The sequence below is a fragment of the Xenophilus arseniciresistens genome, assembly GCF_028023875.1.
GTDB lineage: Bacteria > Pseudomonadota > Gammaproteobacteria > Burkholderiales > Burkholderiaceae_C > Xenophilus > Xenophilus arseniciresistens.
The window spans coordinates 109,485-132,995 of record NZ_JAQIPB010000011.1 but is presented as its reverse complement, the minus strand read 5'-3'; the positions used below and the strand labels follow the sequence as shown (position 1 = coordinate 132,995).

General features: G+C 72.6%; 13 protein-coding genes. 5 read left to right on the top strand and 8 right to left on the bottom strand.

The annotated features are described in order from the left end of the window. Positions 1–5: 5 nt before the first annotated feature. The 6 genes from tagF to phnD all read right to left on the bottom strand — a co-directional run bounded on the left by tagF (position 6) and on the right by phnD (position 9,374). Positions 6–647, bottom strand: a complete 642-nt coding sequence (gene tagF, locus PGB34_RS20460) for a type VI secretion system-associated protein TagF (protein WP_271429962.1) — start codon at positions 645–647, stop codon at positions 6–8. After that, on the bottom strand, positions 647–4,258 hold the full coding sequence (tssM, locus tag PGB34_RS20455) for a type VI secretion system membrane subunit TssM (protein WP_271429961.1): 3,612 nt from the start codon (positions 4,256–4,258) through the stop codon (positions 647–649). Before tssM ends, tagF begins: the two co-directional genes overlap by 1 nt. Then, positions 4,255–5,598 (bottom strand): DotU family type VI secretion system protein, encoded by a 1,344-nt coding sequence (locus tag PGB34_RS20450; RefSeq protein WP_271429960.1) that lies wholly within the window; start codon positions 5,596–5,598, stop codon positions 4,255–4,257. The genes tssM and PGB34_RS20450 overlap by 4 nt, the downstream gene beginning before the upstream one ends. Positions 5,599–5,671: 73 nt before the next feature. After that, on the bottom strand, positions 5,672–7,003 hold the full coding sequence (gene tssK / locus PGB34_RS20445) for a type VI secretion system baseplate subunit TssK (protein ID WP_271429959.1): 1,332 nt from the start codon (positions 7,001–7,003) through the stop codon (positions 5,672–5,674). A 240-nt stretch (positions 7,004–7,243) separates the two neighbouring features. After that, complete coding sequence (locus PGB34_RS20440; protein WP_271429958.1) at positions 7,244–8,302, bottom strand: PhnD/SsuA/transferrin family substrate-binding protein; 1,059 nt, start codon at positions 8,300–8,302, stop codon at positions 7,244–7,246. Positions 8,303–8,315: 13 nt separating this feature from the next. Beyond that, positions 8,316–9,374 (bottom strand): phosphate/phosphite/phosphonate ABC transporter substrate-binding protein, encoded by a 1,059-nt coding sequence (phnD, locus tag PGB34_RS20435; protein ID WP_408647933.1) that lies wholly within the window; start codon positions 9,372–9,374, stop codon positions 8,316–8,318. A gap of 121 nt (positions 9,375–9,495) precedes the next feature. Here phnD and PGB34_RS20430 point away from each other — a divergent pair, with 121 nt between their 5' ends. From PGB34_RS20430 to PGB34_RS20415, 4 genes are all read left to right on the top strand, one after another. Beyond that, on the top strand, positions 9,496–11,421 hold the full coding sequence (locus tag PGB34_RS20430) for an ATP-binding response regulator (protein WP_271429956.1): 1,926 nt from the start codon (positions 9,496–9,498) through the stop codon (positions 11,419–11,421). Positions 11,422–11,661: 240 nt separating this feature from the next. Further along, entirely contained in the window at positions 11,662–12,642 is a 981-nt protein-coding gene (locus PGB34_RS20425; RefSeq protein WP_271429955.1) for an ABC transporter substrate binding protein, read from the top strand. A gap of 5 nt (positions 12,643–12,647) precedes the next feature. Further along, positions 12,648–14,741 (top strand): hybrid sensor histidine kinase/response regulator, encoded by a 2,094-nt coding sequence (locus PGB34_RS20420; protein WP_271429954.1) that lies wholly within the window; start codon positions 12,648–12,650, stop codon positions 14,739–14,741. 14 nt (positions 14,742–14,755) lie between these two features. Then, the gene (locus PGB34_RS20415; protein WP_271429953.1) at positions 14,756–15,556 is read left to right on the top strand and encodes a hypothetical protein; all 801 of its coding nucleotides are present in this window, start codon (positions 14,756–14,758) and stop codon (positions 15,554–15,556) included. Here PGB34_RS20415 and PGB34_RS20410 read toward each other — a convergent pair. Beyond that, positions 15,496–17,244 (bottom strand): glycosyltransferase family 2 protein, encoded by a 1,749-nt coding sequence (locus tag PGB34_RS20410; RefSeq protein ID WP_271429952.1) that lies wholly within the window; start codon positions 17,242–17,244, stop codon positions 15,496–15,498. The genes PGB34_RS20415 and PGB34_RS20410 overlap by 61 nt on opposite strands. A gap of 77 nt (positions 17,245–17,321) precedes the next feature. On the opposite strand from PGB34_RS20410, the gene PGB34_RS20405 reads away from it, so the two are divergent. Then, positions 17,322–18,218, top strand: coding sequence for a glycosyltransferase family 25 protein (locus PGB34_RS20405; protein WP_271429951.1), 897 nt, complete (start codon positions 17,322–17,324; stop codon positions 18,216–18,218). Here the strand turns inward: PGB34_RS20405 and PGB34_RS20400 are convergent. Further along, entirely contained in the window at positions 18,215–23,509 is a 5,295-nt protein-coding gene (locus PGB34_RS20400; RefSeq protein ID WP_271429950.1) for a beta strand repeat-containing protein, read from the bottom strand. The two genes, PGB34_RS20405 and PGB34_RS20400, sit on opposite strands and share 4 nt — an antisense overlap. Between the last annotated feature and the right edge of the window lie 2 nt (positions 23,510–23,511).

Genomic DNA, 23,511 nt, shown 5'->3' with positions numbered 1-23,511 from the left:
GGAAGTCAGGAGTGCAGCGCATCGGCCGCGTCGTCAAAACCAAAAAGCCGCTCGAAGCGCGCGTGGCGCGGCAGGGCGGCGGTGCGCAGCGAAGGGGCCTGGGGGTCGCTCAGGTCGGTGAGCCACAGCGACTGGCCGTCCTCGGGCCAGGCCGGGGGCGCGTCGGCGGCCGGCAGGTCGTCGGGCGGCACCTGGGCCAGCAGCGCGTCGATGCCCGCGGCGTCCAGGTCCTGGTCCAGCGCCGTCAGCGCGCAGCGCGCCGCGTGCTGCCACCAGCGCGCGATGCCGGGCCACTGCGCGGCCGGCAGGCTGTGCAGCGGCAGCGCCAGTTCGCAGGCGATGGTGAAGGGAAAGTAGCGCCCCACCCCGTCGACCGAGGGCATCAGCACGCCCAGCCAGGGCCGCGGCCCGGCCACCTGCGCGCCCAGCACGAAGAACCACAGCGGGCTTTCGAGGTAGCGTGCCGTCCAGTCGGCGCGCTGGTGGCGCAGCTGCAGCAGGCCGGTCTGCAGCCACTGGTCCCAGCGCTCGCGGAAGGCCTCGGGCAGGCGGCGATGGGCGAAGTCGCCCATGCCCGGCAGCTTGCCGAACCAGCCCGGGGGCTGGCCCTGGTCGGCCAGCGCGCCCGGAAGGCCGAAGACCCCCATCACAGCCCCTCCGGGCACGCGAACTCGCGCAGCTCGGGCATGCGGATCGGATGCCGCACGCTGTTGGTGGTGACCTCGAAGCGCGTGCGCCGCGAATCGAGCTGGAAGGTGATGATGAATTTCTCGGGCGCGTCCCCGGGCGCGAGCTGGCCGCGGTCCAGGGTCTTGAACAGCGCCCAGGGGCCGTCGGTGGTCATGCCCGAAGTGCCGGACGAGGTGGGCGGCTGGATGTTCAGCCGCACCTGGTTGGTGTTGCGCGGGCCGGGCCACTGCACGGTCATGGGCACGATGGGGCCGTGTGCGTACTTGACGATCTGGCCGTCCACGTCGAGCGAGAACTGCGTGATGCCGGCGTCCATCTCGATCGGCCGGAAGTCCAGCCGCAGGCCGGGCACGCGGCCGCCGCTGCGGAAGAACACCTGCTTGATCAGGTCGGCGCGCTCGAACTGGCGCAGCGCCGCGGTGGAGATGGCGCCCTGCTCGGCCACCGGCTTGTAGCGCCAGGGGCGGCGGCTGGTGTCCACCAGCTGCGCCAGCCGCTTCTGGAAGAAGTCGTCCATCAGCCCGCCGGGGCCGAACATCTGGCCGAAGTCCTCGGGCAGCACGTCGAGGCTGCTGCTTTCCACGAAGGGGTAGCGGCCGGCGATGGCGCGGCGGCAGAACTCGGCCACCGGCTGCAGGTCCTGGCTCAGGTTGCCGCGCTCGGCCACGCGGGCCTGGGCCGCGCCGGTGCTGGACAGGCCCTCGACCATGGAGCGCACGGGCTCGGGCAGCCGGCCCGCGTCGGACTTGAGCTTGCCCGCCACGTCGCCCGGCGGCGGCGAGCTGCGGCTCTTGACGGCGGTATCAACCGCCGTGAGGTAGACATACACCTCGTTGAAGAGCTTGAGCGCGTCGTCCAGCGGCGGTGGCGCATTGGGCACGGGCGAGAGCACCAGCCGGCGCAGCGACTCGAAGCGGTCGTCGACGATGCTTTCGATGCGCTTGCCCGGCGGCAGCGCGCGGCCGCCCGTCGCATCGCCGCCCCCGCCGAACAGCGCTTCCAGGCCCTGGCGCGTGCTGCGCACCGTCTGGGCCGCGCGGTCGACGGCGGACTTGTCGGTCTCGGGCGGGATCAGCGTGGTTTCCTTGACCACCGCGCGCAGGAAGCGGGCCAGCGGCGAATCGGCGCCCGAGAGGATGCGCGCGATCTCGATGTTCTTCTCCAGCCCGCTCGCGCGCACCAGGCGCACGTCGCTCAGCAGCGCTTCCCAGACCTTGACGTATTCCTCCAGGTACAGGCGCCGCACGCGGTCGGTGAGCTGGCCCAGCGCCGCCGCGTCGCGCGCGCGGTCGGTGGCGCTCTTTTCCTGGCCCAGCACCCAGGGGTCTTCGGCCGCCAGCAGGCCCGTGACCACCACCACCTCGCTCTGGAAGCGCTTGTGGTAGCCGTCGAAGGTGAACAGGCCCGGCACGCCCTCAGTCAGCGGCTTGCCGCTGGGGCGCTCGAAGACCAGCGGCGCCGACGGCCCGCCGGCCTGCGCCACGCTGAAGGCGGGCACGTCGCGGCCCAGGCGCTGGCGCTTGAGGCGGCTGAAGATGCGCTGCTCGGCCGGGTAGCTGGCCAGCATGGCGCGCACGCTGCGCACCAGGTTCTCGTCCATCTTCAGCGGCACGCGCGGCGGGCCCTGGGCGATCAGCGCGTCGAGCTGCGCCTCCAGCAGCTGGCGCTGGTCTTCGGGCAGGCCGCGGTCCAGCGTGCGCGCCCAGTCCAGCGTGATCCAGGCCTTGAGCGCTTCGGCATCGAAGTGCTCGGGCTGGTGGATCATGAGGTAGCTCTTGAGCGCCTCGTAGGTGAATTCGAGGTTGTCCTTGCCCGCGCTGCGCAGCTGGTCCTCGATGCGCAGGGCCAGCTGCGGCAGGAAGGCTTCGTTGAGCGCGCGCTGGTGCGCGAGCTGGGCCGCCGCATCGAGCTTGTTGCCCTGGTACAGGCCCAGGGTCATGCCCAGCGGGGCGTCGCCCTGGCGGTTTTCGGGTGTCTTCCAGATCTCGCGCAGCTGCTGCAGCACGGGTGCCACATGCACCAGGCTGTGGGTCTGCGCGGGCAGCGCCTGCAACTGCTCCTTGGTGGGCGGCACGCGCGCCTCCACGGCCTTGAGGTAGTCCAGGTTCTGCCAGGCGCTCCAGCCCCAGGCCGCGGCCAGCCCCAGCGAGACCAGCAGCATGGCCGCGACGGCGCCGGTGCGCAGCAGGTGGCGCTTGCGCTCGAGCTTCACGTCGGCGCCGGCCAGGCGCTGCTCGGGGAAGACCACCTCCTTGAGCAGGGTGGTGAGGAAGTAGCTGCGCCCGCTGCCCTGCTGCGGCGCGAGCATGGCGCGTTCCAGCCCGAAGCTGCGCGCCAGCGTGCCCATGACGCGGTCGATGGGGCTGCCTTCCTGCGTGCCGCTGGTGAAGTACACGCCGCGCACCCAGGGCGGCTGCGCGAAGCGCGAGCCCGTGAACACCTGGTCCAGCAGATCCGACAGCAGCGGGCCCACGGCCGCGAACTGCGCCGGGAAGCCGAAGATGGCGGCGCGGCGGCGGCCATCGCTTTCCTGCTGCATGCGCTCGATCAGGCCGTTGTTCAACCGCTCGTGCAGCAGGCCGAATTCGCGCTTGAAGGGCGCGTCCAGGCCATGCTCGGCCAGTTGCGAGCCCTCTTCGGGCGGCAAGGTGAAGCCGAAGACCTGCGCGCGCTGTTCCTTGCCCAGGTCGGCGAAGTACTCCATGAAGCCGTAGAGCAGGTCGCTCTTGGTCACCAGCACATAGACCGGCAGCCGCGTGGTCAGGCGCTGGTCCAGTTCCAGCAGCCGCGCGCGGATCGACGCGGCCAGCGCGCTGCGCGCCTCGGTGCCCTGGCTCAGCAGGTCGGCCACGCTCACGGTGAGGAAGACGCCGTTGAGCGGCCGGCGCGGGCGCGCCTTCTTGAGCAGGCCCAGGAAGCCGTCCCAGGCGCTCTTGTCCTCGCTGGCATGACTGTCCTGCGTGGTGTAGCGGCCGGCCGTGTCGATGAGCACGGCCTCGTCGGTGAACCACCAGTCGCAGTTGCGCGTGCCGCCCACGCCGCGGATGGCGCCGGGGCCGAACTTCTCGGCCAGCGGGAAGGACAGGCCCGAGTTGACCAGCGCCGTGGTCTTGCCCGAGCCCGGTGCGCCGATGAACACATACCAGGGCAGGTCGTACAGGTAGCTGCCGCCCGACAGCGAGAGCCAGTCGCGCCAGCCGGGCTTCTTGCCCGCGGCGTGCAGGCGCATCTTCTTGAGCGTGGCGATGGCTTCGGCAAAGCGGTCGCCCAGCACCTTCTGCTCGCCCGCGGGCGCAGGCACGCCGGGCGCGGCGGCCGGTGCGCGCATCAGGCCGTCGGTCAGGTGGCGACTGGCGCTGCGCACGCGCCAGCGGCGCAGCGCCCAGCGCAGCAGCACCAGCGCCACGATCACGCCGATGACGATGGCGCGCGACAGCTCGCTGGCCAGCGGCGTGAGCTCGCCCACCTTGATCAGCGGGCCGATCCACCAGACCAGCACGCCCAGCACCAACAGGGCCAGCAGCGTGAGCAGCACGGGGTGAAAGATCAGACGCAAAAGCTTTTTCATCGCGGGGCTCCTGCGGCGGGAGCAGCCGCCTGCGCCACCTGCGCGGGCGGCACCAGCAGCACCACTTCCACGCGCCGGTTGCGCGCGCGGTTGGCGGCGTTGTCGTTGGGCGCCACGGGTTCGGCATCGGCCTTGCCTTCGGCGCGCATGCGGGCCGGATCGACCAGCGGCGTGAGCGCGGTCTTCACGGCTTCTGCACGGGCCGTGGACAGGTGCCAGTTGGAGGGGAAGCGCAGCGAGCGGATGGGCTGGCTGTCGGAGTGGCCGGTGATCAGCACCTGGCCCTGCACCTCGGCCAGGGCCTGGCCGATGCGCACCAGCACCGGCAGGGCCGAGTCCATCGGGTCGGCGCTGCCCGAGCCGAAGAAGGCGTCACCGCGCAGGCGCACGGTGCTGCGGTCGGCCTCGTCGGTCACGGTCACCAGGCCCTGCTTGACTTCCGGTTCGAGGAAGCGCGCCAGCCGCGGCGCCTTGGCCGGCACGGGCGGCGGCAGCGCCACCTGCACCTGCGGCATGCGCAGGCCGGCCAGTTGGGTCCAGGTCAGGTCGGAGCGGTTGCCCAGCCAGATGCGCAGGCCGAACCACAGCAGCGCCAGCAGCAGCAGGAAGGCCGCGCCCACCACCCACAGCGGCACCGCATCGCGCAGCGCCACGCCGCCACCGCCCTGGCCGCGCCAGTGCGGCGACAGGGCCGGCTCCAGCGGCGGGCGCTCCTTGCGGATCAGCTCGGCCAGGCGCTGGCGCACGCCGTCCAGCTGCGCCTTGCCGTTGTCGATGACGCGGTAGCGGCCCTCGAAGCCCAGCGCCAGCACCACATAAAGCAGCTCCAGCAGGTCGCGGTGCGTGGGCACGTCCTGCGCCAGCCGCGCGAGCAGCTGGAAGACTTTCTCGCCGCCCCAGGTCTCGTTGTGGAACTGCACCAGCAGGCTCTGCTTGTTCCAGCCGCCCTGCACGCCCCAGGGCGTGTTGGCCACGGCTTCGTCGAGCGCGGTGCACAGGATGTAGCGCGCGGCCAGCACCGATTCGTTGCTGGCGCCGCCGCGGCGCGCGTCGGCATCGAAGCGCTGCACGGCCTCGGCCGTGCTGGCGCGCAGCGCCGCCATGTTGGGCGGCTGGGCCAGCCCGCGCAGCTTGCCCACCAGCACCAGCAGGCCGGCCGCGGCCGAGACCAGCGGATTGAGCAGGCCCAGCGCGCCCAGCTCCACGGGCAGCGCATCGCCAGCCGGCGCCTGCGCGGGCGGCGGCATGACCGGCGGCGCGCCGCCACCGGGTGTGCGCGGCTTGGGCTTGATGACCGTGCGCTCGGATTCGAAGGCGGCAAACGGATCGGGCGTGCTCATAGGAAGGACGCGTGGTGCGTGGTGCGTGGGGCGTTTCGCGACGAAGGCCCGGCGATGGCGCCGCGCTTGTTGTTCATGAGCGCACCGCCCAGAAGGCCAGGTCCAGGCCCGGGAAGTCGCCCGCGATGTGCATGGCCAGGCCGCCCGACTGCTCGAGCTGGCGCCACAGGTCGCTGCCGCGGGTTTCGAGCTCGAAGTAGTTGGCGCCCGCGTGGTAGGGGATCTGGCGCGGCGCCACCGGCATGGGCGTGAGCGTGACGCCGGGCAGCTGCAGGTTGACCAGGTCGCGGATGCGCTCCACGGGGCCGATCTTGACCTGGGTGGGGAAGCGCGCGCGCAGGGCCTCGCCGGGCATGTTGGACTGCACGGCCAGCACGAAGGTGGCGTTGCGCTGCAGCTCCACGTCGGAGATCAGCGCCACGCGCACGCCGTGCTTGCGGTCATGCAGCTCGATGCGGATGGCCGACTGCTCCAGCACCATCGACAGGCTGCGCCGCAGGTCGTCCATCAGGGGCCTGAAGGTGGCTTCCAGGTCGTCATGCACATAGGCCGGGAAGCGCGCCGCGCGCCGGCTTTCGCGGAAGGTGCCCAGGTCGCCGGCCAGCTGCAGCGCGGTTTCGTAGAAGTGCTGCGGGTGCAGGGCCGACAGGCGTGCGAAGTGCGCCAGCACGGGCTCGTAGCGGTTGACGGTCTGCAGCAGCAGGAAGTCGGCGATCTCGGCTACGCCGCCAGTGCCGCCCTGCGTCACGCGGCCAGCCAGGGCCTCGCCGCGCTGGCGCAGCAGGCCCAGCAGCTCATCGACCCAGCCGCGCACGTTGGCGCTGGCCGCCACGTGCAGCAGCGGCGGCACCAGCCCGCGATGCAGCTGCACCTGGTTGTCGGTGCGGCGCTCCTGCACGCGGGCCACGCGCAGCGCGGTCCAGGCATCGGTGCGCTCGCTGGCGCGCAGCAGGCGGGTGTGCAGCGCGCCCAGTTGCAAGGTGGCGGTGCGCTCGCCAGCCGTGTTGGAGTCGGGCACCTCCGATTCGTGCACGCGGTGGCGCACCAGTTCGTCGAAGGCCTCGGCATCGGCCTCGCGCGCGCCAGCGCGGCGCAGCGGCAGGGCCAGCAGCAGGTCTTCGTCGCGCAGGGAAGGCGGGATCTCGAGCGGCTCGGGCAGCGGGTCCACGGCCGGCATGTCGAACACCGTGCCGTCGCCAAAGGTGCCCACGGCGCGCACCAGCGCGAACTTGCCCAGCGCCAGGGCGGCGGCGTCTATTTCAAGCTCCGCGAAACCCCAGCCATGCGGCACGGTGCCCTGCAGCAGCACCTGGCGCGCATGGTCGGCGTGACGCTCGGCCTGCTGCAGATGCTGGGGCTGCAACAGCATGCCCTCGCTCCACACCACTTTGCTTCGCCAACTCATCCGCGCGCGCTCCGTCCGATCGATCGATGTCAGCACCGCCCCGGGCGGTCCTGGTCCTCAGGCGACGCCAGCACGGTCCGCATCGGCGGACCGCAAGCCGCAGCGGCTGCTCACATGTCACGCGCCCGCGCCCCCTGGGAAATCATCCCTGGACCGGTGTCTCCCTCAGTGTCCGGTCCGGGTGTCGGTGGGCAAATCCGACGGACGGCCTAGTCGGGCCGCGCGCACCCGACGAAGGGCCTAGTACCCCTTGGAACGGTGCAGCACGCGCAGCTGGCGTGCGTAGGTCTGCGCCAGCCGTTCGAGCCGCGCCTGGCGCGCGGCTTCGCTGACCCATTGCGCGCCCTGCGCGCGCAGCCGGCCCAGCTCCAGCGCCAGTTGCGCCACGGGCAGCAGCACCCGGTTGTCGGCGGGCCCGAAACCCTGCGGCATGTGCAGCGCCGCGAGCGCGAATCGCCAGGGCGAGGGCGCGGTGGGCTCGCCCACCTGCAGGAAGAAGTCGCGCACCTGCGCCTTCCAGGGCTCGGGGGCATCGCTGCGCACCAGCACCACCGGCCGCGGCACGGGCTCCGACTGCCACACCACGCGCAGCCGCGCGGCCTCCTGCGGGAACTGCTGGGCGAAGCTGGCCAGGTGCATGCTGCCCGTGGTGCACAGGTCCACGTCGCCGTTGGCCAGGGCCAGCAGGTTGTCCTGCGCGCTGCCGATGCGCTCGTCCATGAAGCCGGTTTCCAGCGGCAGGCGGCGCGGCAGCATGAGCCGGGTCTGGGGAATGAGGAAGCCCGTGAGCGAGCGCTCTTCGCCGCGCGCGATGCGCCAGCGCTCGGGCTGCGCAAGCAGCTCCTCCAGATCGGCCGGCATGTCGGTGCGCCGCGCCAGCAGCAGCGCGTGCGGCGCGCCCAGCGGCTCGGCGCGCATCTGGGCCACCACCTCCATGCGACCCGAGACCACGGCCTCCAGCGCCAGCGGCCCGGCCAGGAAGGCCACGTCCACCTGCTCGCGCTCGATGCTGCGGGCCAGCATCTCCTGGCTGAGCACGGCCACGCCGCTGACCGGCCATTGCAGCGCCGCGCCCAGGGCTGCGAGCAGCACGTCCCAGTGCCGCCGCCAGTCGACGGCACCGCCCACGGGCAGGGCGGCAAAGCGCACGAAGCCCGATTCGTGCACGCGCCGACGCCGCGGCTCGAAGGTCTGGGCCGGCGCGCGGTTCATGCCGAAGAGGCCTGCGGCCAGCGCCGCCAGCAGCAGCGCCCGGCGCTGCGCGGCGATGGGCGCACAGGGGATTGGCAGCCGCTGCATCGGGCCTGCTGCTTTAGGGAACGGCACGCTCCGGCGGCGGCGCTTCGAGCAGGCGCAGCTGCTGCGCGTACTGGGCCTCGATGCGCGCCACGCGGGCGTCGCGCGCGGCCTGGTTGACGAACTGCGCCGTCTCGGCGTTGCGCAGGGCCAGCTGGTAGGCCAGTTGGGCCGCCGGGCGCAGCGAGCGGTTGTCGGCCGACACGAAGCCCGCCAGGTCGTGCAGCGAGCGCAGCACGGCGCGCTGGGCTTCCGCGCGCGGGCTGCTGCCGCGCGCGTAGTTGACGAGGAAGCGCTGGACCCGGGCCCGGAACTCGGGCGGGTCGCCCTGGCGCATCACGATCTGGGCATGCGGGATCAGCTCGGACTGCCAGATCACCTGCAGCCGTTCGGCCTCCTGCGGGAACTGGCTCGTAAAGCGCGTCAGGTCGGCCGAGTTGTTGGTGGCCACGTCGGCTTCGCCGTTGGCCACGGCCAGGGCGGTGGCCTGGTGCGTGCCCACGATCTCGGAGCGGAACGCGGTTTCCATCGCCACGCCGTGGGGCAGGAACAGCTGCAGCTGCGGCACGATGAAGCCCGAGACCGAGCGCGACTCGCCGCGCGCCAGGCGCCAGCGCTGCGGCTGCGCCAGCACGCCGTCCACGGCATCGAGCCCGCTGCCCTTGCGCGAGAGCAGCAGCGCGCGGTAGCCGGCCAGCCCGTCGTGCCGCGTGACCTGCGCCACCACCTGCATGCGCTGCTGCGTCACGGCGTCCAGGGCCATCTTGCCCGAGAGGAAGGCCATGTCCACCTCGCCGCGCGCGATCGCCTGCTCCAGCGCCTGATAGGAAGTGACCGACAGCACCGTGACGGGCCGGCCGATGGCGGCGCTGAGGTCGGCCAGCAGCGGGTCCCAGTCGTTGCGCGACTCGAAGGCGCCCCCAAGGGGCAGAATGCCGAAGCGCAGGGGCGCGGCCGCCGCGCTCGAAGCGCCCTGCGCCGCGGCCGGTGTCACCGCTGCGAGCCACAACGGCAGCAGCAGCGCCAAGCCCAGGCGGCGCACAAGCGCTTGCAACAAAAGTGACAGGCGGATCATGAAGGAAGCACGACGACGCACACAGTTGAATGGCCAAGCGGCCGACTGGTCAGGCCCGAGGCCCGAACCACACAATTAGAAACCAAAGCCCCCTCCCGCTTCCGGAAATTTGATCCCCCACATGGGCGACCCCGCAGTCACAACCCCGCCCCCTTCTTCCGCGCCCCAGGGCCGGCGCCATCCGCTGCGCCGGCTGTCGCTGGCGCAGCAGCTGGTGCTGCTGGCCGTGCTCCCGGCCGTTCTGGCCATGCTGGGCACCGTCGGCGTGCTCACGCGCCAGTACCTGGACGGCGTGAGCGAGCTGGTGCGCGCCAGCGCCCGCGCAGTGGCGCTGCAACTGGCCACCACCGCGCGCCATCCGCTGGCCGACATGGACCGCCGCGCCCTGCTGCGGCTGGCCCAGAGCGGCCTGCAGCAGCCCCACGTGCAGCAGGTGCAGCTGTGGTCCGAGGACGGCGAGATCCTGGCCAATGCCGAGACCATGGACCAGCGCCGCGCCGACGGCGTGCAGGTGCAGATTCCCGTGCGCGACGACACCGGCCGGCCGCTGGGCCAGGTGATGGTGGAGATGAGCCTGGACGCCGTGCAGCATGCGCGCCGGACCGTGTGGGTCAACGTGCTGCTGGTGCTGGGCGCCAGCCTGCTGAGCGTGGTGCTGGCCGGCACCTGGGCCGCGCGCCGCATCAGCGCGCCGATCCGCCGGCTGGCCCGCGCGGTGGACCGGCTGGCCGCCGGCGAGCGGGTGCAGGTGCCCGTCGAAGGCGCGGCCGAGGTGCAACGCCTGCAGGCCGGCTTCAACGCCGCCGTGCAGGCCCTGTCGGAAAGCCAGCGCCTGCTGCAAAGCCGGGTGGACGCCGCCACCGCCGAGCTGGCGCACAAGAACCAGCAGCTCGAAGTGGCCAGCCAGGCCAAGACCCGCCTGCTGGCCGCCGCCAGCCACGACCTGCGCCAGCCGCTGCATGCGCTGACCCTGTTTTCTGACGGCCTGGCCAACGGCGAAACCGACCCGGCCAAGCTCACGCGCATCGGCCATATCCGCGAATGCGTGGATTCGCTGGACCGGCTGTTCTCCGAACTGCTGAACCTGTCGCAGCTCGATGCCGGCGTTCTGCAGCCGCAGTGGACCGAGTTCCCGCTGGACCAGCTCCTGGACGAACTCAGCCGCAACTTCAGGCCCGTGGCGGAGGAGCAGGAACTGCGGCTGGTGGTGCGCAAGACCGACATCTGGGTGCGCAGCGACTACGTCATGCTCTCGCGCATCCTCTCCAACCTGGTGTCCAACTCGCTGCGCCACACGCCCGAGGGCGGCGTGCTGGTGGGTGCGCGGCGGCGCGGGCGGCAGGTGCTGATCGAGGTCTGGGACACGGGCGTGGGCATCGAGCCGCAGCACCAGGACCGGGTGTTCGAGGAGTTCTTCCAGGTCGACAACCCGCGCCTGCCGCCCTGCCCCAGCACGGCGCCGGCACCCACGGGCCGGGCCGGGCGCGGCATGGGCCTGGGCCTGGCCACGGTGCAGCGGCTGGCCGCGCTGCTCAACACCCGCGTGGAGCTGCGCTCGCGCCCCGGCCGCGGCACCTGCGTGCGGGTGGGCGCGCGCATCGTGCCGGCCCTGGCGGCGCCGCCGTCGATTGCGGCGCCGCTGATGGCCGACACGGCGCCGCGCCTGGACGGGCTGCGCATGCTGGTGATCGACGACGAGCGCACCATCCTCGAGGGCCTGCAGGCCGTGCTGGGCAGTTGGGGCGCCGAGGTCTGGGCCGCCCAGAGCCGTGACGAAGCCCTGGCCCTGGCCGCGCGCTGGCCCCAGCCGCCCGACGTGGTGCTCAGCGACCTGCTGCTGCAGGGCGGCGACAACGGCCTGGACGTGCTGGCCGCGCTGGAGCGCCTGCCCAACGGCATCGGCCCCGGCACGGCGCGGCTGCTGGTGACCGGCGAGACCAAGCCCGACCGCCTGCGCGAAGTGGCCGCCGCCGGCATCGCGGTGCTGTACAAGCCCGTCTCGCCGGCGACGCTGCGGCAGGCCATCCTGGCGCAGTTGCAGGCTTAGAACGTGTTCACCACGTTCTTAGGCCATCAGGCATAGACCGCGCGCAGCCGCTGCAGGCGTGCGTCGCGCGCCGGCGTTCGCGGCCATGCGGCTGCTGCAAGGGTCTTGCGGCCTGCCCGCCAGCACGGCGCGCGCCGCACCCTCGGCCTTATCGCGTATCGCGCCCCGGCCGGGCGATGCGTACATTCGTCTGTCAGGAGCCCGCGGGTTGCGGGCCCTTCGTTTGTGGTGTGTGCGCTCATGACTCTGGCTCAGTCTCTGTCGCGCGATGGCGGGCGTGCCGGGCCGGGGCGCCGCCTTCTGTGCGTCGCCCTGCTGTGGCTGCTGCTGGCCGCAGCCAGCACCGCCTGGGCCGTCGAGTGGCGCATGCTGCCCGCACCGACCCAGGCCGCGCCGGCCAGCCCGGCGCAGGCCGAGTTCCTGCAGGCGCTGCTGTCTGGTGCGTCCTCCGAAACGTCTTCCATCACCGCGGGTGTGCGCACGCGCAGCCTGCGGCTGGCGGGCGATGACCCCGTGGCCCTGGCCGTGGGCCCCGAGGCCGCGCGGGCGGCGCTGGACGCCGCCCCGCGCGAGCCCCTGCTGCTGGCCCTGCTCTCGCACCAGGAAAGCCAGGCGCTGCCGCGCACCGGCCCCGACGCGCGCGTGGCCGTGCTGCTGCGCGAGCCCTCTGCGGCCGACCAGCTGGCGCTGATCGACGCGCTGCTGCCCGAGCGCCGGCGCCTGGGCGTGGTGGTCACGGCGGACTCGGCCGCGCTGCTGCAGGCGCTGCGCCGCGCGACCGAGCAGGACGGCCGCGGCTGGGAGCTGCAGGTGGAGACCGCCAGCGACCCGCTGGCGCTGGGCGCCGCCCTGCGCAACCTGCTGCCACGCAGCGACGTGCTGCTGGTGCTGCCCGACGCCATCGGCAACAGCCAGCCCGCCACCTTGGCCGTGCTGCGCGCGGCGGCGGCGGCCGGCGTGCCCGTCATCGGCCCGCACGAGGGCTTCGTGCGTTCCGGTGCGCTGGCGGCCCTGGTGCTGGCGCCGGCACGGCTGGCGCAACAGGCCCAGGCCCTGGGCGAGCGTCTGCAGGGCCGGCGCGCAGGCGGCCAGCCGCTGGTGGAATGGGCCGCGCCCGCGGCCGTGCGCATCAACCCGCATGTGGCGCGCAGCCTGGACCTGCGCCTGCCCAGCGACCAGGCCCTGGCCGAGCGCCTGGGCCTGCCGGTGCAGGGCTCCTGAGCGCGATGAGCGGCCTCCATCCCGCGGGCCCGGGCTCGGCGCAGGCATCGCTGCCAGCCGGTGGCGCGGGGCCGGCGCCGATGCCGCGCCTGCCGACCCATGCCGCACCTGCCCCTGTCCCTGTCCCTGCGCCGCCCACTGCCACGCCGCCGCGCGAGGCGCGCGCCCGCAAGCTGCTGCGCGGCAGCCTGCAGCGCGACCTGCGGCGCCTGGGCATCCTGCCCTGCCTGCTGCTGGCGCTGCTGCTCACGGGCTGGTTCACGCACAGCCGCCTGCGCACCCTGGACGCCGTGTTCGAGGCCGAGGGCCTGGCGCTGGCGCGCCAGGTGGCGGCGCTGTCGGACCTGAGCCTGTACGCAGGCGACCTGCCCGCGCTGCAGAACCTGGCCCAGGCGGCCCTGCGCACGGGCCAGGCCACGCGCGTGGAGATCAGCAACAGCGCCGGCATCTACGTGAGCGCCGGCCCGCTCCCGGGCCTGACGCAGCGCGGCTTCTCGGCCCCCGTGACGCTGCGCGAGGCCTCGCAGGCCACGGCCTTCGCGCCACCGGGCAGCGCCGTGGCCGACCTGCGGCCCATCGGCATGGTGCAGGCCTTCCGCGATACGCGCGCCCTTTCGCAGGCGCGCACCATGGCGCTGCTGACCAGCGCCGGGCTGGCGCTGCTGGCGCTGGTGGCAGCCTGGCTGGCGGTGCGCCATCTGGCGCGCCACGTGTCGCAGCCGCTGGCCCGGCTCTCGCGCACGGTGGCCGAGCTGCAGGCCGGCAACTTCGAAGCCCGCTGCGAGCTGGCCGGCGACCCGCGCAGCAAGGGCCCGCACCATGAGCTGGCCACCCTGGCCGAAGACGTGAACCGGCTCGCGCTGCACCTGCAGCAGCACCAGCAGATCAGCGAGGCGCGCGTGCGCGAAGCCACCGCCGTGGCCCTGATGCGCATGACCGAGGCCGAGCAGGCCGCGCTGTCGCGCGCGCGCTTTCTGGCCGCGGCCAGCCACGACCTGCGCCAGCCGCTGCATGCGATGGGCCTGTTCATCGACGGCCTGCTGGCCGATGCCAGCCAGGCGCAACGCCCGGCCATGCAGCGGCTGCAGGAGAGCACGGCCTTCATGAGCCTGCTGCTCGATGACCTGCTGGAGATCTCGCGCCTGGACGCGCAGGTGCTCACGCCCACCCAGAGCGACGTGCGCGTGGCCGATCTCTTCGATGCGCTGGCGGCCCAGCATTCGGCGCAGGCCGTGCAGGGCCGCGTGCGCCTGGTCTGGCAGGACCGCGGCCTGTGGGTGCGCAGCGACGCCGCGCTGCTGCAGCGCGTGCTGGGCAACCTGGTGAGCAACGCCATCCGCCATGTGCCGCTGGACGGCACGGTGATGGTGGTGGCGCGTGCGCGCGAAGGCGGCGTGCGCATCGAGGTGCGCGACAACGGCGTGGGCATCGCGCCCATCCACCAGAGCCGCATCTTCGAGGAGTTCTACCAGGTCAGCAACACCGAGCGCGACCGGCGCCAGGGCTTCGGCCTGGGACTTTCCATCTGCGCGCGCATCGCCGCGCTGCTGGGCACGCGCATCGCGCTGCGCTCGGCGCTGGCGCATGGCAGCACCTTCTCGATCCAGCTCGCACGCGCCTGCCCGGTGGCGCAGACGCCTGACGATGCGCAGGCCCCGCAGGCGGCCGCGCCCGCGCCGGCCTCGGTGGCCGGGCTGCACTGCCTGGTGGTCGATGACGACCCGGTGATCCTGGAAGGCACGCGCGCGCTGCTGCAGCAATGGGGCTGCAGCACGCAGATGAGCCGCAGCGCGGCCGAGGCCCGCAGCCAGCTGGCCGCGCCGGGCGCGCGCTTCGACGCGATCCTGTGCGACCTGCAGCTGGCCGACGAGGCCGTGCCCGATGGCCTCCATCCCGCGCAGGACGGCCTGGCCGTGCTCTCGGCGGCGCGCGAGTGGCAGCCGGAGGCGCTGTTCGTCGTCGTCTCGGGCGCCACCAGCGCCCCGGCGCTGCAGCGCCTGCGCCACCAGGGCGTGCTGCTGCTGACCAAGCCGGTGGCGCCCGCGCGGCTGCGTGCGCTGCTGTCCACCCAGCGCGCGCCCTCGGCCCCGAAGATCTGAACGAACCCACCGCCATGCTCGACGCCTCGGCCCTCTCGCAGATCCGCCCCTTCATCGCCACGCCCAGCTACAGCGGCACCCTGGGCTCGCACTACGTGCGCAGCCTGATGGGCCTGGTCAACGCGGCCTGGACGCACGGCTTTGCCATGCACACGCGCTTTCTGGACGGCGACAGCCTGATCCCGCGCGCGCGCAACCGGCTGGTGGCCGAGTTCATGGCCGACGCGCGATGGACCCATCTGTTCTGGATCGACGCCGACATCGGCTTCGAGCCCGAGGACGCCCTGCGGCTGCTGCTGGCCGGCCGCCCGGTGGTGGCCGGCATCTATCCGCAGAAGACCGACGGCTGGCCGGCCCAGGGCCTGGCGCAGGCCCTGCCCGCAGGCAGCACGCGCGAGGATTTCGAGGCCCGGCATGCGGTGTTCCCCATCAACCTCGACCCGGGCCACACCACGGGCGCGGACGCCGACGGCTTCATGCCGGTGCTGGATGCGCCCACGGGCTTCATGCTGATCGAGCGCAGCGTGTTCACGCGGCTGGCGCAGGCCATGCCCGAGCTGCGCTACACGCCCGACCACATGGACGACGCGGCCCAGGCCGCGCTGGCCCACTACCGCTTCTTCGACGTGTGGGCCGAGCCGGGCAACGGCCGTTACCTCAGCGAGGACTTCGCCTTCTGCCGGCGCTGGCAGTCCATCGGCGGGCAGATCCACGTGGACACGCGCTCGCGCCTGAGCCACACCGGCTCGCGCATCTACCGCGGCGATTTCGCGCGCAGGCTGGCGATCTCCAGCGGCAGGGAAGCCATCTCGTAGCCGCGCCACGGCGCGATGGGCGCCAGCCGCAGCGAGGCACCCTCTTGCGCCAGGTAGTCATAGCCCACGGCCTGAAAGCGGCGCTGCGGATCCAGCTGCCGGTAGCGCGCGCGCCGCGCCAGCCGCTGTGCCTGCTGCATCGCGCCCAGGTGATAGAAGCGGTAGTGGCTGACCAGCACCTCGCCCTCGCGCGTGAACACGTCGGGGTACCAGGGCCCGTGCAGCGCGGGCGCCGCGTCGAAGCGGATCTCGCGCGGCAGCCTAAACAGGTTCACGCGCGACTTGCGGCCCCAGAGGCCGTCGATGCGGATGCGGTCGGGCGCGTCCCAGCATTCGCAGCAGTCCAGCGACAGGCCCACCAGCCGGTCCTGCGGCAGCGAATCGACGATGGCCCGCAGGTGCGTGAGGAACAGCGTCTCGCAGCGCTCGTCGGCGTCGCAGGGCAGCACCCAGGCCGCGCCGTGGCGCTGCGCGCATTCGAGCAGGCGGCGCCGGTTCTCGCGCTCGTCCCACACGTGCGGCTCCTGCGGCTCGTTGCGCAACAGTTCCAGCAAGCGTGGCTCGCGCTGCGCCACCTGCGCCGTCTCATCGCTGGAGCCGTCGTCGAGGATGACGAAGCCGTCCACATGCGCACGCAGGTGCGCCAGGCAGCCGGCCAGCCAGCCGGCCTGGTTGCGCACCTGCACCACGCACACGATGCGCGGCGGCGCCGTGAGCGGCCGCGGCACCTGCGCATCGCTGCAGCGCGGGCAGAAAAAGCGCGGCGCGCGCTCGTGGTGCAGCAGCCGCGCGCACAGCTCGCACTGGCGCCGCGAGCCCATGGGCAGCAGCGGCTGCGGCGCCGGCGGCGGCCCGGCCCAGCCGGGCAGGGCCTCGGTCGAAGGCACGGCATCGCGGCGCGCCAGGCGCGAGAAGTCGCGGCCCCAGTGCGCGTGCTGCGGCGCGCCGTTGGCATGCGCCACCTCGGGCGTGCAGCGCTGCCAGTCCAGCGCCGGGTCGTAGTGCTCGCCGCCGTCGCGCGGCTCGAAGGACAGGTGCAGCAGGCGCAGCGCGGTGCAGGCCAGCAGTTGCCAGCCCGCCATCTCCAGCCGCACGCGCAGGTCGTCGTCGTCGCCGCCCCATTCGGCGAAGGATTCGTCATAGCCGCCCACGGCCTCGAAGGCCTCGCGCGCGCAGCACAGCGAACCATAGAAGGTGCGCAGGTAGGGCGCCTCGGGCACCCGCGCATCGAACAGGGCTTGCAACGCCTGCTGCGGCTGGCCCGGCCCGGCGGCCAGTTCGTCGAAGCGCGCGAAGCCCACGCGGCCCAGCGCCACCGCGCGCGGCTGCGAAAGCGCGGCCTGCAGCGCCAGGGCCGGCGCGTCGCCCACATAGGCCGACTCGGGCGAGTGCACGAGCACGAAGCGGCCCGTGGCCTGCCGCACGCCCGCGTTGATGGCCCGGCAGGGCGGGCGCCAGTCATGCGGCTGGTCGTTGACCACCAGCACCCAGCGCACGGCGGCAAAGCGCGCCAGCAGCGCGCCCAGCGCCTGCTCATCGGCCGCATCGTCCAGCGCGATCACCACCTCGATGCCCTCGCGGGCCCACCAGGGCGCGTTCAGCGGCAGCACCTGCTCGAACTCGCGCAGCTTGCGCCAGAAGGGCAGCACGATGCTGAGCCAGGGCTGCGGAGGGGCTGGCGTGCTCATTCAGCCTGCCTCAGGCCCAGGCCCTGCGGGCGCGAGAATGCGCCCATCCATTCTTTTGACGGCGCCCCATCCAGACCATGAACGGCTGCTTCATCAACCTGCAGCGCAGCAGCGCCCGGCGCGAAGCCATGCAGGCGCAGCTGCAGGCGCTGGGCCTGCACGGCGTCACGCGGCTCGCGGCCGTCGATGCGGCCGACCTGCACGGCGCCCAGGCGCCGCACACGGTCCACGGCAGCCGCATTTCCGCGGGCGAGCATGCCTGCTTCCTGTCGCATCTGGCAGCCCTGGAGCAGGGCCTGCCGGGCAGCTTCCATCTGGTGCTCGAAGACGATGCGCTGCTCAGCCCCGCGCTGCCGCAGCTGCTGCGCCAGGCCGAGGCGCTGGCCCGGCTGGAAGCCTTCGACCTCGTGTTCCTGGAGTGCATGCCCTACACCTCGGCGCCCGCCCTGCTGCCCTTGTGGCGCAGCCTCAGGCAGCACCTGCCGCCGGCCGCTGCCGGCGCGCCGCGCGAGGCGCTCGCGGGCATCGAGATCCTGGAAGCCAAGGGCCTGTACAACTGGGGCGCCGTGGCCTACCTGGCCACCCCGCGCGGGCTGCGCAGCCTGCCGGGTCTGCTGCGCCAGGCGCTGGCCGCCGGCCCGGCCCAGGCCCTGGACCTCACGCTGAGCACGCTGATCGAGCAGGGGCGCCTGCGCGCGGCGGTGCTGGCCCCCTTCCTGGCCACGCCGCGCCAGGGCGAACTGGGCCACAGCACCATCACCGACCGCGACCGCGCGAGCGAGAACGAGGTGCTGGGCCACGCGCTGCGGCGCCTGTTCTTCGCCGGCCCGGTCGACGGCCTGGAGGCCGAGGTGGCGCCCTATCGCCATGCGCCGCTGACCGACGACCCGCAGCTGCGGCTGCTGGCCGACCTGATGGCGCAGCTGTTCGTCATCACGGCGCGCCAAGGCAGAGAAGGCGCGCCGCGTGACTAGAAGTCCGCGCAACCGTTCTTGCGCTCGGTGTCCACGCAACTGGTGAGGTTGGGGCGCGAGCGCACGCGCGACCATTCGCGCGCCAGCAGGTCGCTGCCGCCGCGGGCCTGGTCCGAACCCAGTGCGCCCGTGGCAAAGCACATGGGCAGCGGGCCGATGTTGCGGTCGAAGGTGTAGGTGTTGGGCATGTCGCGCACCACGTCGGGCACGGGCATGACCGGGCGCACGAAGGTCGGCGGCTCCGGCTGTGGCGTGACGACCGGTGGCGTGACGACCGGCGGCGTGACCACCACCGGCCCTGTGGCGTAGATGAACTGGCTGCTGTCCCCGATGATGCCGGCGCACGCGCCCGGGTAGGGGCAGCGGAAGACATCGGGCGCCGTGCCCGCCAGGCCGCCGCGCGACTCGCCTTCCCAGGTGTAGGCCCAGATGCGCCAGGGCGCACCGCTGATGCTGCCGCCGCCCGGGTTCTGGAAGCGCGAGGCCGCCACCAGCTCGGTGCCCGAAGCGGTGGTGATGGGCGTGTCCAGCGTGAGATCGCCCGAGAGCGTGCGCACGAAGACCGTGTTGGCCGACATGGAGGTGGCCGACACCACCTGCGACTGGTTGGCCGCCGCATCGAAGCCCGTGACCGACACGCTGCCCAGCCGCACGGCGTCCACGTCCTGGTAGCGGAAGTCGCCGGAGGCGCCGCCGCCCAGCGTGTTCTCGCTCACGTTGTTGGGCGCCTGGTCCAGCAGCACGCTGCCGCCGCCCGAGCGCGCCAGCAGGTGCTGGGCCACGATGGGCGCCTGCGCCGTCTGCCTGATGTCGCCCCACGACAGCAGGCCCAGCCGGTCCGCCGTGATGCCGCCGTTGAGCACGATGCCGCTGGCCGCGAGGCCGCCTGCGCTCACGCCCTGGTTCTGCAGGGTCAGCGCACCGGCCCTGGACACCGGGCCGGCCACGGTGATGGTGGCCGCATGCGTGTTGCTGCCGATCACCACCGAGGGCGCGTTCAAGCGCGCCAGCATCGCGTCGGAGACCGTGAAGCCCGACCCCGCCGCGCCGCCCACCGTGATGGGGGTTTCCGTGGCGTCGAAGGTGGTCAGCGAGCTGTCGTCGAGGCCGCCCGGGCGCAGGTTGATGGTGCCTGCGGCGCTGACGGGCGCATCGATCACCAGGGCCTGCCCGCCGTTGCTGGACGCGCGCAGGATCAGGTTGCCGCCGGACTGCACCACCGGCGCCGCGCCGGGCAGCGAGGGCGTGCCGCCTGGCTGGATGGACAGGCCGGGGGTGTCCGTCGTGGAGCTGCCGGTCAACTCGATGTCGCCACCGCGCGTGATCAGGCTGGCGCCCTCTTCCAGGCGCACGCCGCTGTCGGTGCCGTCGAAGCTCGTTCCGCCGAAGGAGCCCTGCAGGCGGATGCTGCCGGCGCCCGTGGTGATGCCGCTGCCGCCGCCCACCACCACGCCATGGCTGGCAAAGAAGGCCGACGACGGGTTGGCGCGCACCACGCCCTTGACTTCGACATTGCCGCTGGTGGTGCTGATCTGGCTGTCATTTCTGATCGACACGCCGGGACTGCCGTCGAAGCTGCCCGTGCCGACGATGGACACATTGCCGGTGGCCGTGGCGATCTGCGTACCCGACAGCGTCACGCTGCCGCTTTCGATGGTCAGCGCGCCGCCCGCGCCCGCGTCGGACTGACCCACGCGCGTGTCGATCTGCGCACCGCCGATGTAGACCGTGCCCGAAGGCGCGTCGGTCTGGCCGGTGAGGATGGACACCGCGCCGCCGTTGGTCGTGAGCTGGGCGCTGGAGCTCAGTTCGACGGAGGAATTGGCGCCGCCATAGGCCGTGATGGAGGCATTGCCGCCGCCGGTCGTCACTGATGCGTCCAGATAGACGCGCGAAGAGTCCCCAGCGACACCTGCAGTGCCGCTTTGCAGATCGAGGTTGCCGCCACCGGTGTTGATGCTCGTGTCGTAGACCGATATCGAGGACGAAGTGCCCCCGGCCCGCATGATCACATTGCCACCCTGCGTGGAAATGGTGGCCCGGTCGGCCGCCGACGAGCCACCGAAGTCGATGGAGCCGAACTTGCCGCCCAGGCTGGCATTGAAGATCACGTCCATCGGCCCCGTGGTGGAGCGGATGGTGGGCGCCGCCCAGCTCGATGAGAAGGTCTTGCCGATGTTGTTGGCTGCGTCGAGCTGGAAGGCAACGCGGTTGGACCCCACCGTGCGCTCGATCACCACGCCGCTGCCGAAGCGGATGTCGCCCGGGTCGGTGCCGCTGGTGCCGGTGGTGAGGGTCACGCTGGTGCCGCTGTCCAGCGCGGCGTTGATGTCGCCGTCCTGCACGAAGGAGGTGAACACCGGATCGAAGGGGTTGGAAGGCAGCGAGCCGCTGGCATTGCCATCCACGATGGTCACGTCGTAGGGGTCGATCGTCCACTTGCCGGCCTGGCCCGTGCCGGAGGGCGCCGAGGCGTCGATGCGCACGCCGCTGATGTCGAAGCTGCCGCCCGAGGTCTCGATGCTGCCGCCATTTCCGCCGGCCGAGCCGCCTCTGGCTTCGAAGCGGCCGTGGGCGCGCAGCGAACGCTGGCCCACCACGCGGATGGTGCCGCCGTTGCCGGTCTCGCCCGTGGTGTTGGCGCTCAGAAGCACGTCGGAGCCGATCGCGACCACGCCGGTGTTCTCATTGCCCGCGCCCGCCACGGCGTTGCCTTCGAGGGTGATGCTGCCGCCGCCGGTCTTGCCGCTGGCATCGGCCAGCCAGGGCAGGTCGGCCGCGGAGTCGACCAGGATGTTGCGGCCGCTGACGTGGATCTTGCCACCCAGGCCCGTGGTGCTGGCCACGTTGAGCACCGGCGTGTCGTACAGCCCGGCCGTCAACCGCAGGTCGCCCGTGCCGCCGACGAGGGTGATGGCGCCGCCTTCGGCCGCCAGGCGCGAGCCCGCGCCCACGCGCACGGCCCAGGCCTTCATGCGGTTGTCCACCGGGCCATAGGTCAGCGGGTTGCCGCCGCTGTCGAAGCCGAAGCCATCGCTGCCGGCCGTGCCCGTGATGCTGATGCTGCGGCCCGCGCCCGCTTCCACGCTCGTGCCCTCGATCACCACGCCCTGCGAGGCCGCGACCTCCGCATTGAAGACCGCGCCCGAGGCCGCCGCGCGCTGCAGCTCGGGGGCCATGCCCGAGAGATCGCCTCCCGTGCCCGTGATGCTCACGTCGCCGCCAGCCTGGACCGTGGTGTTGCCGATGTGGACCCCCGCGCTGGCCCCGCTGCCCGCGGACAGGTTGCCCACGGGCTCGCCCGTGGCCCAGTCGCGCGTGGAGCCCACGACCGTGATGTTGCCGCTGGTGGTCTGCAGGCTGGTGAGGCGCCCGTCGCCCAGCACGCGCACGCCCGTCGCACCCAGCGCGCCGGCTCCGCTCAGGCTGATGGCGCCCGCACCGCTCTTGAGCGTGCTGGTGCCCTCGATGCTCACGCCGTGCGTGGCGCTGTAGACGCCGCTGCCCACCGAGGCGATGCCGCCCGTGCCCTTCATGGCGATGACGCCACTGCCGGTGGTGCTCAGCTGGCTGTCGCTGATGAAGATGCCGCTGCGCACGTCGCCCACGCCGTCTGCCTCCAGCCCCTTGACCTGGCCGCCGACGGCGCTGCCGTCGAGCTTGCTCTGGCCGAAGAAGAGGATGTCGCCGCCGTTGGCGTTGATGACGGCGTTGTCCAGCCGGATGGCCGCGGCGGCGCCGCTGGGCAGGCCCTCGTCGAGGATGGCCAGGCCCTGCGCGTCGGCGTTGAATTCGACGTTGAGCTTGCCGGTGGTGGAGCTGATGCTCACGCCACCGGGAACGCCCGTGTTCGCCAGTTCACCGTCGAAGCGCATGTCGATGTTGCCCACCGAATTCACGCGCAGCGTGGCATCGGGCCCGCCGTCCTTGACGATCTGCGCGCCGCCTTCGAAGAACACGCCGTCGTTGACCTGCGCTCCGGTGCCGGAGGAGCGCGTGGTCAAGGTCACGTCGGTGCCCTGGCTCAGCGCGGCCCCGATGGTCGCGGCCGACACACTGCCCGTGCGGTTCGCGCCCACGACGCTGAGCGTGTTGCCTGATTCGGCTGTCCAGCGACCGTTCGCGCCGCCCGCGCCGCCACCGGCCTTGATCTTGGCGTCCGGCGCCACGTACAGATTGCCGGCCGTGGTGCGGATGCTGCCGCCGGCCACGCCGGCTTCCACGGCGCTCGCATCCAGGGAACCGCTCACCGAGAGGCCGGCGCTGCTGTCCACATTGGCGCCCACGGCCTCCAGCACGATCTCGCCGCCGCGGCTGGCCAGCGAGCGCGCGCGAATGGTGCCGCTGTGGTTGACCACCTGCTGCGCCACGCCCGACGCGCCCATCAGCACGATCCGGCTTCCATCGCCCGAGATGCTGCCCGCGTTCATCACCTGCGCCGTGGTGCTGGCGTTGAGCGCGGTTTCTTGCGCGTTGGTGCCGGAGCTGGTCTGAACGTCGGCCACCGAGATGTTCATCATGCCGCCGGGCACCGAGAACTTGGTCAGGCCGTCGCCCTCGAAGTCCAGCGTGACGCGCGAGCCCGACACCAGGCCCACCGAGCCCTGGGCCACGCTGATCTGCCCCTCGTTGCGCACGAGTCCACCGATCAGTCCCACGGTGCCCTTCTCGCCCACCTCGATGAGGGCATTGGGTTCGAGCCTCACGCGCGCCGTGCTGTTGGCGTCGCTGAGGCCGCCGCCGAAGACCAGTTGCTTGCCACCGGCCATGAAAGTGGCGTTGCGCCCGGCTTCGTCCGGGCCCTCGATGTCCAGCGTAGAGGCGATCAGCCCGCCCGTGCTGACGCTGGAGCCGGCCGAGAACACCACGCCCGAGGGGTTGATCAGGTAGACCGAGCCGCCCGAGCCGGGCACGCTGGAGCCGGCCAGCGTGCTGGTGAGCTTGCCCTGGATCACCGAAGCGGTGCCGCCGGTCACGCGGTTGAGCAGCACGCTGGCCACGCTGGGCTGCACCACGTTCACGGTGTTGTTCGGGGCGATGGAGAAGCTGCCCCAGTTGACGATGCCGCGCTGCGAGGCCTGATTGATGGTCATCAGCCCGCCCGCGGGTGTGCCGATGGTCACCGTGCCGCCGCCCACGGGCACGGATCCGTTCATCGGGAAGCCCGCCACGTTCTGCGCCAGGGCGGGCGCCATGCCCATGCAGGCCAGCGACAGGGCCAGGGGCCGCAGGCGCCAGTGCCGCGGCAGGGTCTTCTTGGTCTTCAACGCATCAATGTGACGGTGTCTCATGG